The organism is Leptospira bourretii, from assembly GCF_004770145.1.
Classification (GTDB): Bacteria; Spirochaetota; Leptospiria; order Leptospirales; family Leptospiraceae; genus Leptospira_A; species Leptospira_A bourretii.
Map to the genome: position 1 here is coordinate 478967 of NZ_RQFW01000019.1, position 15558 is coordinate 494524.

Below are 15558 nucleotides of genomic sequence, written 5' to 3' on the forward strand. Positions count from 1 at the left end.
ATCAGTATGGAAAAAGAGAAAGTTAGTCTGGAAGATGCAAAAGAACACGGACTTACGGAAACTGAATTTGTAGAGATCCAAAAGATCTTAGGAAGAATGCCCAACTCCACAGAGCTTGGAATCTTCTCCGCCATGTGGTCGGAACACTGCTCTTATAAAAATTCAATTTTAAAATTAAAAACCCTTCCCACTAAATCGGATAAACTCCTCGCCCAAGCGGGGGAAGAAAATGCCGGAGCTATGGACATCGGGGATGGACTTGCGGTAGTCTTCAAAATCGAAAGCCACAACCACCCAACCGCCGTAGAACCTTACCAAGGTGCCGCCACTGGTGTTGGTGGGATCATGCGAGATATTTTCACTATGGGAGCTCGTCCCATCACATCACTCAACTCACTTAGGTTTGGTGATCCAAAAGAACCACGTAACAAGTATTTACTCACTCGTGCCGTCAAAGGAATCGGTGACTATGGCAACTCTCTTGGGATTGCTGTGGGAGGTGGCGAACTATTCCTCCATCCTACATTCACTAAAAATCCACTGGTGAATGCTATGACTGTGGGAATTGCTCGCCACGACCAAATGGCCTCTGCTTCTACCAAAGGAATGGTAGGAAACAAAGTTTATATCGTGGGTGCCACCACTGGCCGCGATGGAATCCACGGAGCGAGCTTCGCTTCCAAGGACCTCACCAAAGAATCGGAAGAAAAAAGATCCGCCGTGCAAGTCGGTGATCCCTTTATGGAAAAACTTCTGATGGAAGCATCCCTCGAAGCCATCCAAAAGAACCTCCTTGTGGGAATCCAAGACATGGGTGCTGCGGGAATTTCTTGTGCGACTTCGGAGATGAGTGCCAAAGGAAAAACCGGAATGGATGTGGACTTAAACAAAGTCCCTCTCCGTGAATCGGATATGAACGCTTATGAAATTATGCTCTCCGAATCCCAAGAACGAATGTTAGTCATTCCGGAAACCGGAAAGGAAGAAGAACTTGTTTCTATCTTTCACAAATGGGGACTGAATGCCGTAGAGATTGGAACGGTAACCGGTGACGGAATCCTTCGCATTCGAAAGGACGGAAAACTCAAAGCCGAAATCCCTGCTGACTCACTGGTCCTTGGTGGCGGTGCCCCAAGATATGTGAGAGAAGAAAAAAGACCGGCTTACCTGGATGAGGTGACAAAGTTTGATCCAACAAAAATTAATGACTTATCTAAAGACACGGTTTCCCAAACTCTAAACACCCTCCTTGCTTCTTTAAATATCAGCTCCAGAAGACCTCTCTATGAACAGTATGATACGGAAGTAGGACTTGTGAAAGTGGTAGAACCTGGGGAAGACGGGGGCCTTGTACGCATCCCTGGAACTAAAAAAGGAATTGCTGTCGCCACAGACTGTAACTCGCGTTACACTTACTTAAACCCATACGAAGGGGCTCAAATTGCCGTTTGCGAATCCGCTAGAAACGTTGCCTCTACGGGTGCAGAACCTTACGGGGTCACAAACAACCTAAACTTCGGAAATCCATACATCCCAGAAAACTATTATATCTTTAGTGAATGTGTGAGAGGACTTGGGGATGCCTGTCGTTTCCTTGGACTTCCCGTCACTGGTGGAAACGTATCTTTCTATAATGAATCGCCAGAGGGCCCTGTGTTCCCAACACCTACCATTGGTATGGTGGGAGTGATCGATGATGTAGCAAAAGGACTTCATACCTACCCTCGCACAGAAAATGAAGTTTTGTATGCCCTTGTGGGAGAATTCCAACCTACCATCTCCGCTTCCGAATACCTTTACCGGTTTCATGGCCTTGATACAGGTAAAATTCCAACTGTTTCTCTTGTTAAAGAAAAAGCAAGTATTGACACACTCATTTCTTGTCGCAAAGAAGGACTTCTCACTTCCGCCAAAGATCTGTCACTCGGTGGCCTCCTTGTGGCACTTGCAAAAATTGTGATTTCTGGAAATCGAGGACTGGAAGTAAACCTTGAAGAACTTCAAAAAAGATTCAAACGTCTCGACGAACTTTGTTTTGGTGAAACGGGAGCATCCTTTGTTGTCAGTTTCCTTCCCGCAGACGAAGAAAAAGTCAAAGCGAAATATACCCAAGCGGGACTTGGTTTTACTACGTTAGGTAAATCCAATTCCAAATCTTCCCTTTCTGTCAAAGGAAATGGATTCCAATGGGAATGGACTTCCAAATCGTTAGAAACAGAATTTGAATCCGGCCTGAAAGCTTATTTCGAATAGAAGCCCGCAAAGGGTTTTTGGTTTTTACGAGTTTGGTAAGGATGGTTTGTGCGAATATAGTATCCCCGCCCGATCTGAGGGTGGGGAACTAGACCCGCCACCCAATGGTTCTCCTCTACCACGAACGACCAAAACTTTCCACCCCAATCGACATCTAAAAAAAAATATTTTCTAAAAAGTTCATACTTTCACTCTCTCTGGTTTTCTTTCCTTGGGTGCGCCTCCACTTTGTTAGTGGAGTGAACTCCCATCAAAATGGACCGGGCTACTCCGGGGTCCGCTTTTCGCTCCCGTCCTTTGTCGGTTCCCGCCAAAGGACCAAGCCCTCCGGATCCCTGGCGCGGGAAGAACCCAATCCAATTCAGAAAATTGTCGCTCCCCACCCTAAATATTGTCTTGAAACTTTCCTTTCTCTATCCAAACTTCTGGATTAACTTATGGGTAAATTTTTAATTCGTTTCAGTTTTTTTCTCATCCTCCTCGCCATACTTTTTGCGGGTTATACTTGGCTCACTCTCCAGTGGAGTTACTCCGAGGGAGATCGTGCGGGCTACATCCAAAAACTTTCTAAAAAAGGTTGGATTTGCAAAACTTGGGAAGGGGAAATGGCCCTCGTCACAATGCCAGGGACGATGACGGAAAAATTCTACTTTAGCATTCGGGATGAAGCCATAGCAGAACAACTCAATGGTTCTATTGGCAAACGAGTCGTTTTGGAATATGAAGAACATGTAGGTGTTCCTTTTAGCTGTTTTGCCGAAACTAGCTATTTTGTGACTGGGGTCAAAACCGTCCAAGAGGTTCCTCCCCTATAAGTTTTTCCTCTTGTTTTCTCTAGGGATTACACAAGATCACTAGAGAAAGTAAACCTCTCCCCTAAAACCAAACTCCGATACAAAAAGCCCTCTCACCTCTCTAGGTTTTTCATTACCACCAAAAGCAATTTCTAAATCGACCTCCTTAAGGCCCAGAAACCCCTGGTGTGGCAAATCGAATCAAAATGAAAAAGGTAAGTGACTTACTTTTTCTAACCAATGAAAAAAGAAACTCGCAAACAAATTACACTTTACATATTTTTACTATACATATAAATAGTATACATGAATCTCACGGAATATTCCCAAGTTTCAACCAATGTCTACGAACCCATTCAGAACTGGAACCAGAGAGACCTCGGATTACTGACCGGAGAAAGAGGGATGTACCGGCTGGCACATTTTTGGCAGTATGCCTTGGTTTGTTCCGGGTTTCAGGTTTTTAACCTAGACTGCGCCATTCGATTCAACCCCTTCACCATCGCCGAAGAAACCAGAAAACAAAACCTACAACCAGAACCATTTTTAGAACAAATTAGAGTCCAAAGGGCCTTCACCCCCTATCAGATATTAGATGCAATCCAAATCATATTAAATACAAAAGAGGAGAATACCATTTACTTTCTGTTAGCTCCTTGCAAACAATTTTTAGATGGAGATGTCAAAGAAGATGAAGGTTTATTTTTATTAAACTTAATGTTACAATTAATAAAAAAATTTCCTGGTGAAAATGTTCCACTCCTCATCATCGAATCTTGGACTTACTCGCATAAAAACTTTCAAAATTTTTTCCCAAAACTATTACGCACCACACAAAACCTATGGGAATTAAAAACAGAAGAAGGCCTTTCTCGCATTCGTACAAGAAAAACTTCAATTACAGGAGTATAATATGGGAAGAACCATTGCCCCCTATTCTCGTCAGATGTTACAAATAGAAGAGAACTTATCAGACTTCCGAAGATCTCTTCGCAAACAAGACCAAGATATTTTTGATGATCTCATCAGAACTGCCAAATTACAGGTACAAGCTGGTGTTATGGCATCATTGCCATATCCCATTGATTCCATGATTCTGTCCATGCTCATCGATCTAAAAAAAGAGATGAATGAAATAAAAAAAGGCCTACAAAAAATCCCAGACAAGTGACTACACATTAAAGCCAAAAGACTATGGAAACATTCAAAGGTTATTTGTTTGATATCTACCACTCCGAACAAAAAATCTACCTTTGGCTCAGGTCTGAGGAAGGGGAACTTCGGTTATTTTCTGATGAGTTTTTACCAACAATCTACATTGATGCACCCCAAAACATACTCCAGAAACTAGTCAAACGTTTCTATGAATTAGATGCCTTAGCCGAAATTCCAAGCTACACAGAGAAAACACTTTTTTATGAAAACAGAAGCATTCATGTGCTCAAATTAGTGATCTCGAAACCACAACTCTTACCCAAAATCACAAATAAACTTTTTCATCTCTACGGAAAATACGATATCTATCACTCAGATATCGAAATCACCACAGGTTATATGGTCGAAAAAGACATCTACCCGCTGGCCTATTTAGAAGTAAGTTACGAAACAAAAAATTCCTTAAATCAAATCAAAAGCATTCAATGTTTCACAAATATCACAGACTTAGACTATGAAGTTCCAAACTTTAGAACGGTTTCTCTTTATTTAGAAAAAAGCCATAGAATTCCTCTTGAGAAAAACACACTCATAGTAGAAACACATTCCGACCAGTACAAACTAGACACAAACGATTCAAAAAACTTAATCCAAAAACTAAATCAAATTTTCCAAAAACATGACCCTGATATTGTCCTCACTTCCTATGGTGACCAAATCCTATTTCCTTACCTATTCAAAACCGCGCAAGACAATCACCTAACAACAGAATTCGACAGAGACAAAACAAGCACAATCAGACGTTCGATACAAACGCGAGGAACCAGCTTCAATACCTATGGAACCATTGTCTATAGAGCACCCTCCTATCCACTTTTCGGTCGTTGGCACATTGACTCAAAAAATGGTTTTGTTTATAAAGAAGCCGATCTAATGGGCATCATTGAACTTGCTCGTATTTCTCGTTTACCCATTCAAAAAATGGCAAGAGCTTCTACAGGGAAGGCACTTACCTATATTGAAGTGGATGTAGCATTAAGAATGAACTATCTTGTTCCTTGGCAAAAAAGTGCCTTAGAAGCACCGAAAACAGCCTTAGATTTGTTAAATGCAGACAAAGGTGGATTAGTTTTTCAAGCAGACATTCAAAATGGATTTGTATTAGAAAATGTTGCTCAATTGGATTTTTCCCAAATGTATCCCAAAGTAATGGTCACACACAATATCTCCCCAGAAACAATCAATTGTTTATGCTGCAAAAATGATTCCGAAGTAGAACAAGTCCCTTCTCTTGGATACCGAGTCTGTAGTAAAAGAAAAGGTGTTGTTTCTGAAGCTCTAGCACATGTCATAGAACGCAGAACTCATTACAAAAAACAAATAAAAGATAAAAATCAACCTAACAAAAACTATATAGAACAAAAACAATCAAGTCTAAAATGGATGTTGGTTACATCTTTCGGTTATTTAGGTTACAGAAATGCAAAATTCGGGAAACTAGAAAGCCACGAAGCAGTCACAGCTTTCGGAAGAGAAAAATTACTAATGGCAAAAGAAATTGCGGAAGCCTACGATTACAACTTAGTACATGCCATTACCGACTGCATCTTCATTCAAAAAAAAGATAAATCACCAATCTCAGAAAGTAATCTTTTAGAAATATGTGAAACGATAAAGCTAAAAACAAAAATCACAATGGATGTGGAGGGCATCTTCTCTTGGTTATATTTTCCACCATCGACACAAGATGAAAAAATGCCAGTTGCCAACCGTTATATGGGAAGATTTATCGATGGCAATTTCAAAGGGAGAGGAATTGCCGTGAGGCGAAAAGATTATCCTCGTTACATAAAAGCTGCACAAAATGAAATGATTCAATGGATGTGTCAATTTGAAACAATAACAGAGATGAGATCACGAGAAGATGAAATTTTGGAAATTTTTAAAAAATATGATGTCCCTCTCTCGAAAGGAGACGTCTTTTGGAAGGATCTCCTGATTTTAAGATCTACATCTCAAGATCCAGAAGGTTATCGAGTCGACGCACCGAGTGCAGTGGCAGTCAAAGATTTGTTAGAAATGGGAATTCATGTACAAGCAGGAGAAAAAATACGCTATTTGGTGGTGAATAAAAAATCAGAGCGAAAAGGAGAAAGATACAAAACAGAAGAAAGAATAGAAACCCGAAACTCAGGAAACATCTTAATCTACGACAAAAAATACTACCGCAAACTACTACTCGCTTCATTCAAAGAGATATGGATTGGAATCGCAAACTTCCAAAACTTCAGCGAGCTCATTAGCGATGAACAACTATTACCCTTCAAATTTTAGAACCAAACAAAAGTAAAACAAATCCATTACAATATGCAAATTTACTTTTATTGCATAAATTGAAAAAAAATACTAAAAAACTAAAGATAAAAATAGCCTGTTAGATGAGAATTTCGATAACTTATTTAAAAAACGTTTGCACTCACTCAATTACAAAAAAGACTCAGATTCGTTTTTCCCTCTATGGGACTCAGGGGGCGAAGCTATGCCCTCACCAAACTGAAGACAAAATAACCACTAATCGCCATAAGGCAAAAATAAATTATGTCTCATTAAGGCAAACATTCTACTTAATAGTAGAATGTGGAAAATAAACGAACAACAAATACCAAACTAAATAGCCGGAATATACGAAGAACAAATACCAAAATAATAGTGGATATAAACGTGATACAAAGAACACGTTTATATCAGCTTTAATCGACACGCGATAACACAACAAGATTAAACCACTTCCAGACCAGCAATTACAGTTCGTTATGCGCAAGAGGCTAAAAAATTCATTAAAGAAATAACAAAAATCAAATAGTATTTTCGCTTTTCAGCAGAATGATAATAAGATTATAAGTATCTATGTATTTTGAATGGGACGAAGAGAAAGAAAAAATCAATATAGAAAAGCATGGTCTTTCTTTTTCCAAAGCTTCCCTTGTTTTTGGTGACCCTAGAACAATATATTTACCCGACCCAGACCATTCTGAAGGTGAATATAGAGAAATAGCTTTAGGAAAAATTGAAAATATCACAATTGCCGTTGTTATTTTTGTTGAAAGATCTACAAATTCACAAGAAATTATGAGAATAGTCTCAGCAAGAAGAGCTACCAAGAATGAGGAAGCTCAATACTTTTCCGAAGAGATATAAAATATGAGAGAAGAATATGATTTTTCAAAAGGAAAAAGAGGTCTCTATTCACGAGATATTAATGATTTACATTTCCCTGTATATTTAGAGCCTGATTTAGAAAAATACTACAAAAACATAGCTTCGCAAAAAAATACTGACCTTAGTGTTATTATAAACTCAATCTTAGAAAAAGAAAAAGAGTTACTCGAAAAAATCATTTAAAACAATTTACGTTTTAAACGCCTCCAGCGCATAACAGCGTCTTCCCGCTTCGTTTCGGGACAAGCCCTCACTCGGCCTACGGCAAATTGTCCTCCTGTCACTCGCTCGCATACGCAAGCTACGTGCCAGTCCCTAACGTCCCTTTCAGGGACTCAGGGTCGGACAACTTCGGGAAGACTAGTTCGTTATACGAAATCGCAAAAAACTTATGAACAAAACAAGAATTTCTTTATTACTTATCTTTACACTTTCATGCACACAAAATAGTTCTCTAAAAAATGATACATTAATTAGCCAAGCTGACGCAGATGCTGAATTTTCTCTAATTGTCTACGCAAAACAGCTCGAATACTTCCCTTCACATACCTATTTTGATATGGCGGCAACTATTGATGGAGATTTCGGATGGTGTAAGCGATCAATTCAATATGATAAAAGTGACTTTCGATATTGTATGAGCCGAATTTCCGCTACTTATTTCCCACAAAAGCATCCTTTTGAAATTTACCATGCAATAAAGGGATTTGTAACAGAAAACTGCAAGCTCAGAAAAATAATTCTATTTAAAGATTCTTTAATCAAAGGCGAACTAAATGCATGTAGTGTCCACAAATGGTAATTAAAGTATTTTATATAAAACAACAATTCTAAAAACAACATTATCAACTGATTAAAAAAATTTAATCCTATATAGCGTTTATTTAATAACTTCATTCAAATATATATTATTATTACTTTCACTATCCTTATTACGCTAAATTGTCATCTAACAATAAATGTGAGAGAAAAAAGCTTAAGGAGAGATTAGCAATTGAGGACTTACCTACTACAATTTAAGCTAATATTAAAAAAGTGAGAATCTCAGAGAACTTATTGGATAATAACCTCTTTCTGAAGATTTGCGACTTCGTATAACAGCGTCTTCCCGCTACGTTTCGGGACAAGCCCTCACTCGGCCTACGGCAAATTCCCTTCCGTCACGCTTCTTGCTTCGCAAGAAGACGCGCCGACGCCAACACCTACTTCGTAGGTTCGGCTACAGGGAACTTCGGGAAGTCTAGTTCGTTATGCGCAAATATTCAAAATCAAACTATAATGTTAAGTAAAGCAATAAAATTTCTTAGAAAGAACTCTCAATCACAGTATGTCTTTATTAAATTTATTATTAACCCAATTTTAGGAATTATACTTACTTTACTAATTCTAATTCTATTCTCTCCGTTAGTTTATAAAAAAAATATTCTTAATTTTACTAAATATAAAACTTATACCCCGAAATTAAATATTGAAAACAAATGTGAGAGAAATTTCCCAAATTCTGATTCTAAAAGGATTCAATCTTTTCTAAATTACTTTCAATGTGAGGATCTTTATGATTTTAGATCCCAAACGACTCAATTTTATTACTGTAAGAAAAATATACTAGAAAATATAAATCTGACCGTCACTAATTTCAATAATCATACGAATTTAGAATTTCCAACAGAGTTTGAAAAAAGTTTAAAAATGGAATACTCAATTGTAGATTTTTTCAACAATAAACAAGAATACTTAACACTTAAACTTAGTCTTCTTAATGAACTCGAATCTTCAAAAAACTATCATATAACCGGTTATGACCAAATATATTTCATAGAAGAATTACAAAATAAACACAAAATCGGTTCATTTTTTTATGACTTCGGAAGTAGTTATTACATTAATTACCATAAAAAATTTAATAATAAAAATGAGGCGCAAGAGTTTGTGCAAATAATTGAAAACTATTGTATACAGTGAATATCTGCGCATAACAGCGACTTAACGCTTCGCCTCGGGACTTTCGCCCTCGCTCGGTCTGCGACACATTCCCCTCTGGAACTCCTCTTGCCTCTGGAACTCCTCTTGCCTCTGGAACTCCTCTTGCCTCTGGAACTCCTCTTGCCTCCGCAAGCCTCGTTCCAGTCCCTAACGTCCCTTTCAGGGACTCAGGGTCGGGGAACGTCGTTAAGTCTAATTCGTTATGCGTAACTCCCAAACAAAAGGAAACTAAATGATTTTTGAAATAGAGAATGAAAAATTTAAATCCATGGAATCTTACTCAATAGATCGTGAATTAAGATTAGAAAATCTTATTTCTGACAATGAAAATTCGAATTTAATAAATTACCGGATTTTTGCAGAAGATTTATTGATAATTGGAACTGAAATAAGAACAAAAGAAAAAAAAAGGGCAGATATTGTTTGCCTAGATAAATTTGGAAATATCGTAATCGTGGAACTTAAGAAGGATCAAGCCAAGTTAGGAGTTGAAACACAAGCTCTACAATATTTATCTGATTTATCAAAATATAGAGGCCAGCAATTAATAAATAGATTTTCCACTTCATTTAAAAACCGCACAAATGAAAATTTAGAGGATTGCATAAACTCGTTTTTAGAAAACAGCATTGAAATAAATTCTCTAAATCAATCTCAATCAATAATCCTTGTAGCTAGATCATTTGATCAATCGCTATTTTCAATGGGAGAATGGTTATCTTCAAAAGGAATTCCTTTTAAGTGCATAAAATATCAAATTTATCAAATCAATGATAAAGAATATATTTCATTCTCAGTTGCATTTGATCAGTTGTCAGACAAAAGCAGAAAGTTAAAATTCCTAGATCAGGACTTTAGGAATCCAAATGCATATTGGTTTAATATAGGTTCTTCGGATCAAATTAATTGGGATTTAATGATACAGAAAGAATTCATTTCTGCTGGTTTCGATGGTAGACTCGATGATAGAGGGTATCAAATTTTAAATTCATTTATACCAGGCGACATTATAGTAGGATTTTCTAGTCAGAAAGGAATTGTAGGACTCGCATCAATAACGGAAAAAAGCAAATACAAACTCGTAGAGAGAAATTCCTCAGAGGATTATTGGAATGGAAATCACCTACATAGACTAAGTGTAAAATGGGAACTTGTAAAACCAAATCTTTCAGATGCGATAAAAACATCAGAAATAAAATTGAATCTTGGATTATTTCATCCTATGCAAACTAAACAAAACTTTCCAATAAATAAAATTAATGATCTAAAAAAATTATTTTGATTATGGGAGCTACGCATAACAGCGACTTACCGCTACGCTTCGGCACAAGGCCTCGCTCGGCCTACGGCAAATTCCCTTTCTGTCACTCGTTTGCATCCGCAAACTCCGTGCCAGTCCCTAACGTCCCGTTCCGGGACTCAGGGTCAGGGAACTTCGGTAAGTCTAGTTCGTTATGCGCCATACCTTAACTATTTTTAAGAAATAAAAATAAACTGAATCAATGAACGAAGAATCAAAATCATCCATCTTATTTCATTTTTTTATTTTTTGGACATTTTGCTTTCTAAATGGTTTTTTCAATCCCGCTCTTTCAAAGAATCTTTTCTTGTTCTATATAGTTGAAATTATCTTCTGGGTACTTCTGCCTATATTTACTATCACATACTTTATTTTCTTTTTAAACGTTTTTTCATTTTCAGACTTGGGATTTCATTCCAAACTATTTAAAAGGGAAAGTTACTCTTTCGTAATTATTTTCTCTTTATTTTTCAGCTTCTTTGTTCAAAAATTTTACTTTATTACTTACTCAGTACTTTCTAAAATTTTTACTACAAATTATTTGCAAAACTTTGAATTCCAATCTACAATTCCAAATAATTTTGAAACTGGCATTTTATTAACAATATATTATTCCTTTACTGCTGGATTCGTTGAAGAAATTTACTATCGTGGATTTTTAGCTCAACTTTTTCATATAGACCATAAATTTAATGTTAATTACATTCTAATTTCATCTACTCTCTTCTCTATGAATCATTGGGAAGGCGGAATTATAAACATAATTGATACTTTTCTATACGGATTACTTTTTTCTATTTTCTACAACAAATTCAGGAATATATGGCCTCTTATTATAGCACACATAATTACTGATATAATTGCTTTTTATCCAAAGTAATGAACGATACCAAAGGTACGGCGCATAACAGCGACTTAACGCTTCGCTTCGGGACTAGCCCTCGCTCGGTCTACGACACATTCCTCTCTGGAACTTCTCTTGCCTCCGCAAGCGTCGTTCCAGTCCCTAACGTCCCTTCCGGGACTCAGGGCCGAGGAACGTCGTTAAGTCTAGTTCGTTATACGCCATATTGCATTACTCTTTCCATCAAATGACTATTTTGTTTAACTGAATAAGCAAAAATCTCGTTAAAAAAAGTATCATGAAAGCATTAATTCTCTTTTCGATCCTATTTATAAATATCGATCTCTCAAGTAAACCAATACTAATTGATGGATTAAATAACGATAAAGAATTTATAGAAACTAACTTCATTAGCAGACTGCTTGATTGTATAGCATCTGGTGATAGAAATTGTTTAGATAAAATCACAGCCCAAACTATCTATATTGGCTTTGAAGATATATTATTCAGATTTAATAAGAAAATCACTACCCGACCTAAGTGGAAACGCAGTGACAATCTTTATAATAAAATTGGATTGTTTGAGGATTTTTACCAAATAATTATTACTAAAACTTACGCTCGTGAATATTTTTCAGATACAGGTTTTTTTGAATACGAAATAGAAAATTCGATAAAAGATCTTGCTACCATAAATAGAAAAAATTACTATTGGACACCTAACTGCGGCTTTAACTTAATATTACTAGTCAAAGAAAATAAGAAAAAAGTAGCTTGTGTAGACCTTAACAATCTAGATATAAACCCTAAATCTACAATAGTCTACCAATGTAAAAATTACGAAAAGGAAATAGATTGCAAGATCGTTGGTTTACAATTTTTATAAAAGTTTAACAAACATAAATTTAGTTTACTATTGATAAAAACTTAGACAAAAAGCTGACCAAACTAATTAAATTTTCGATTAAAAAATATATACTATTACAATACGGCGTATAACTTCCGCTAACCACTTCGCGTCGGGACTTGCGCCCTCGCTCGGTCTACGACACATTCCCCTCTGGCACTCCTCTTGCCTTCGCAAGCGTCGTTCCAGTCCCTAACGTCCCCTCCAGGGACTCAGGGTCGGGAAACGTCGGTTAGCTAGTTCGTTATGCGAAATTGGATAAACATTAAGTTATAAAATGAAATTTGTTGAACCAATATGGAATTGTATACTTCAGGATGTAAAGCGACTCAATGTAGGTATGCAAAAATCCTTCAATTTCTTTGAAGAAGGCTCCGGAGCCCAAAGCATACTTTCACTTTCTGAAGATCAAATCGTTAACATAATACAAAAGAACAAAAACTATCTAAATTTACTTTTAACAGAAGCTGGAATTCAACATTATTCTAAAGCGATTAAACACATACCAAAGTATGAAGTCTTTGGATATGGTACAGGTGATTTCGATCTTGTTATCTATGGTCCAACTTACCCATATGAATTAATTTCATTTGAATTTAAAAGAATTAAGGTAGAAGCCTTAGACTATAACAATGATAAAGTCAATAAAATTGGTGGTATCGAAACCCTTTTTAACCAATTGGAAGAAAGAGTAAAAATGGGCTTCCATGCAGTTTATGGTATTATTATAATACACTCAGATTTGAGGGAAAGAAGAACTGCCAATACAATCTTGCGTTCACATACTTTAGAAACTAATCAAAAACTTTTTTATGAAATAAATAGTCTAAAATCATTTCCAACGGAGGCAGGATTGATTCTAATGAAATACGAACAACCAACTGGAAAAGAATCTGCTATTAACTTCAAAGTAGGTAGAGTAAAATTTGCCGAAAAACTTCGACAAAATGACGAAACAAGAGTCAAATTTCAAAATTACCTCAACCAATCCAACTTCGCATAACAGCGACTTAACGCTTCGTTTCGGGACTTGCGCCCTCACTCGGTCTGCGACACATTCCTCTCTGGAACTCCTCTTGCCTACGCAAGCCTCGTTCCAGTCCCTAACGTCCCCTCCAGGGACTCAGGGTCGAGGAACGTCGTTAAGTCTAGTTCGTTATACGCAATAGGTCATAAATTATATCTAAATGAAATGCTACGCAAATTCAAAAGGCAATTGTTCATCAAAATTCTCAAGAGAACATATAATCTCCGATTCTTTACTTCAATCAAAAGTAGGAGTCAGCGGATTTGAGTGGTGCAAAGGTAAGGAAGTTTTTATAGGCAAAGGATCTTTTACTCAAAAAATTTTATGTACTACGCACAATTCTGCCCTTTCACCTTTTGATTCAGAGATGACAAAGTTATTCAAAATACTAAATACATATGATATTCAAAGTAAATCCGGTGAAATCGGATATAAAGAAGAAAATATCCAAGGTGAATTTTTGGAACGATGGGTATTGAAAACTTCAATAAATTTCATTCATTATTATTCTAATGAGGAAAAAGTATTTTTTCACGAAGATACTGTAATTCCATACTTATTTGGTGATAAATTATTTTCATTCCCTTTCGGATTATCGATTACTTTTTCAACAAAAATGAAAGCAGACTTTCAAGGAAAATCACATTTTCAAATCGGAAGCACCATAAGCGAAGGAAATAGATACTTAGATACGGCTATTTTAATTTTTAACGGATTTATCTTTACATTCTACTTACCAACAGAAACAAATTTAGGCCAAGTTGATCTACTAAAACTAAAATGCAGTGGCAAAGTTATAAGCAAGAATGGATTTCTTAATATCTGGCATATTCAAGGTATTGATCATGGCAAAAACAAAATTAAGATTAATTGGAAAGATACGAAATCGAATAGCAAATGACCTACTGCGTATAACAGCGACTAACCGCTTCGTTTCGGCACTTACGGCCTCACTCGGTCTACGACACATGGACTTCTGGCACTCCTCTTGCCTCTGCAAGCGTCGTTCCAGCCCTAACGTCCCCTTCGGGGGCTCAGGGTCAGTCCACGTCGGTTAGTCTAGTTCGTTATACGCAATGTTCATAAATTTAAACTATGAAAAAATATTATAGCTCAAGAAACAAATCATCAACTTTAACAGAAGAAGACTTATATCAAAAAGTTAAAAGTTTATATTCCTTATTTCTTGAAAAAGATTATTTCAAGAACCTTGCGAAGATTACCAAAAAAGGAATTCCACAAGATATAATCCTTGAAGCGGATCTCAAACTATCATTTCAACCATTCCCTATTGAAAAATGGGAAAACGAGAAAATCACAGAAACAAATCTTTTTGATTTAATTGAATATCTTTATGATTACATATCTAAACCGATAGGGTGGAACACACATTTTGATCCAGAATCAGATGAAATTTACGAAGATTATAATTCATACGACCCAGAAAAAGCAAAACGAGAATACTGCGAACTAGTAAATATGTTTCTTAACGACTATGGTAGTGGTTATGAATTATCAGATAAAGGTGAAATACTCTCATTAGGTAGCCCTGTCCTAGAAGGGCTTTTTAAAGCAGAAATAATCCCCTTTGACAAAGAAAATGTAGATAAAAAGATCGAAAATGCTATTTTGAAATGGAGAAGAAGAAATCAATCACTCGAAGATCGAAAGAATATTATACTAGAATTATCAGAAGTATTCGAATGGTTAAAAAAAACAAGTAAGCTCGAATTAGCGCTAGAAAACAAAGATGATTCTATGCTTTTTAATATAATTAATAATTTTGCCATACGCCATCATAATCCAAACCAAAAAAGTAATTATGACAAATCTATATGGTATTCTTGGATGTTTCATTTTTATTTGGCAACATACCATGCGACAATTCGCCTCATAATCAAACAAGATCAACAGCAAAAATGAACACTGCGTATAACAGCGGGGAAACGCTGCGCTTCGGGACTTACGCCCTCGCTTGGTCTACGACACATTTCCCTCTGGCACTCCTCTTGCCTCTGCAAGCGTCGTTCCAGTCCCTAACGTCCCATTCGGGACTCAGGGTCGGGAAACGTCGTC

The 15558-nt window shown here is 36.6% G+C and carries 15 protein-coding genes; all 15 read left to right on the forward strand.

All coding sequences use genetic code 11. The annotated features are described in order from the left end of the window. Window positions 1-6: 6 nt before the first annotated feature. The 15 genes from purL to EHQ47_RS16700 all read left to right on the forward strand — a co-directional run bounded on the left by purL (window position 7) and on the right by EHQ47_RS16700 (window position 15405). Window positions 7-2253, forward strand: a complete 2247-nt coding sequence (purL, locus tag EHQ47_RS16615; protein WP_135746975.1) for a phosphoribosylformylglycinamidine synthase subunit PurL — start codon at window positions 7-9, stop codon at window positions 2251-2253. A gap of 437 nt (window positions 2254-2690) precedes the next feature. After that, entirely contained in the window at window positions 2691-3068 is a 378-nt protein-coding gene (locus EHQ47_RS16620; RefSeq protein WP_002982294.1) for a hypothetical protein, read from the forward strand. 285 nt (window positions 3069-3353) lie between these two features. Beyond that, complete coding sequence (locus EHQ47_RS16625; RefSeq protein WP_135746974.1) at window positions 3354-3959, forward strand: P-loop NTPase family protein; 606 nt, start codon at window positions 3354-3356, stop codon at window positions 3957-3959. A gap of 1 nt (window position 3960) precedes the next feature. Then, window positions 3961-4218, forward strand: coding sequence for a DUF8156 family protein (locus EHQ47_RS16630; RefSeq protein WP_135693813.1), 258 nt, complete (start codon window positions 3961-3963; stop codon window positions 4216-4218). A gap of 23 nt (window positions 4219-4241) precedes the next feature. After that, entirely contained in the window at window positions 4242-6536 is a 2295-nt protein-coding gene (locus EHQ47_RS16635) for a DNA polymerase domain-containing protein (RefSeq protein WP_135777617.1), read from the forward strand. Between the two features lie 573 nt (window positions 6537-7109). Then, complete coding sequence (locus EHQ47_RS16640) at window positions 7110-7400, forward strand: BrnT family toxin (RefSeq protein WP_135777618.1); 291 nt, start codon at window positions 7110-7112, stop codon at window positions 7398-7400. 3 nt (window positions 7401-7403) lie between these two features. After that, window positions 7404-7604 carry a toxin-antitoxin system, antitoxin component gene (locus EHQ47_RS16645; RefSeq protein ID WP_135777619.1) on the forward strand — a complete coding sequence of 67 codons (201 nt, stop codon included), beginning with the start codon at window positions 7404-7406 and terminating at the stop codon, window positions 7602-7604. A gap of 208 nt (window positions 7605-7812) precedes the next feature. Next, window positions 7813-8223 (forward strand): hypothetical protein, encoded by a 411-nt coding sequence (locus EHQ47_RS16650; RefSeq protein ID WP_135777620.1) that lies wholly within the window; start codon window positions 7813-7815, stop codon window positions 8221-8223. A gap of 476 nt (window positions 8224-8699) precedes the next feature. After that, window positions 8700-9383 (forward strand): hypothetical protein, encoded by a 684-nt coding sequence (locus EHQ47_RS16655; RefSeq protein ID WP_135777621.1) that lies wholly within the window; start codon window positions 8700-8702, stop codon window positions 9381-9383. 253 nt (window positions 9384-9636) lie between these two features. Beyond that, the gene (locus EHQ47_RS16665; protein ID WP_135777622.1) at window positions 9637-10686 is read left to right on the forward strand and encodes a PDDEXK family nuclease; all 1050 of its coding nucleotides are present in this window, start codon (window positions 9637-9639) and stop codon (window positions 10684-10686) included. Between the two features lie 220 nt (window positions 10687-10906). Further along, window positions 10907-11584, forward strand: coding sequence for a CPBP family intramembrane glutamic endopeptidase (locus EHQ47_RS19970; protein ID WP_135777624.1), 678 nt, complete (start codon window positions 10907-10909; stop codon window positions 11582-11584). 262 nt (window positions 11585-11846) lie between these two features. Then, window positions 11847-12434 (forward strand): hypothetical protein, encoded by a 588-nt coding sequence (locus EHQ47_RS16680; protein ID WP_135777625.1) that lies wholly within the window; start codon window positions 11847-11849, stop codon window positions 12432-12434. Between the two features lie 298 nt (window positions 12435-12732). Beyond that, window positions 12733-13458, forward strand: a complete 726-nt coding sequence (locus EHQ47_RS16685; protein ID WP_135777626.1) for a hypothetical protein — start codon at window positions 12733-12735, stop codon at window positions 13456-13458. Window positions 13459-13642: 184 nt separating this feature from the next. Beyond that, window positions 13643-14383, forward strand: coding sequence for a hypothetical protein (locus EHQ47_RS16695; protein ID WP_165779496.1), 741 nt, complete (start codon window positions 13643-13645; stop codon window positions 14381-14383). A gap of 194 nt (window positions 14384-14577) precedes the next feature. Continuing rightward, window positions 14578-15405, forward strand: coding sequence for a hypothetical protein (locus EHQ47_RS16700; RefSeq protein ID WP_135777628.1), 828 nt, complete (start codon window positions 14578-14580; stop codon window positions 15403-15405). Window positions 15406-15558: the final 153 nt, after the last annotated feature.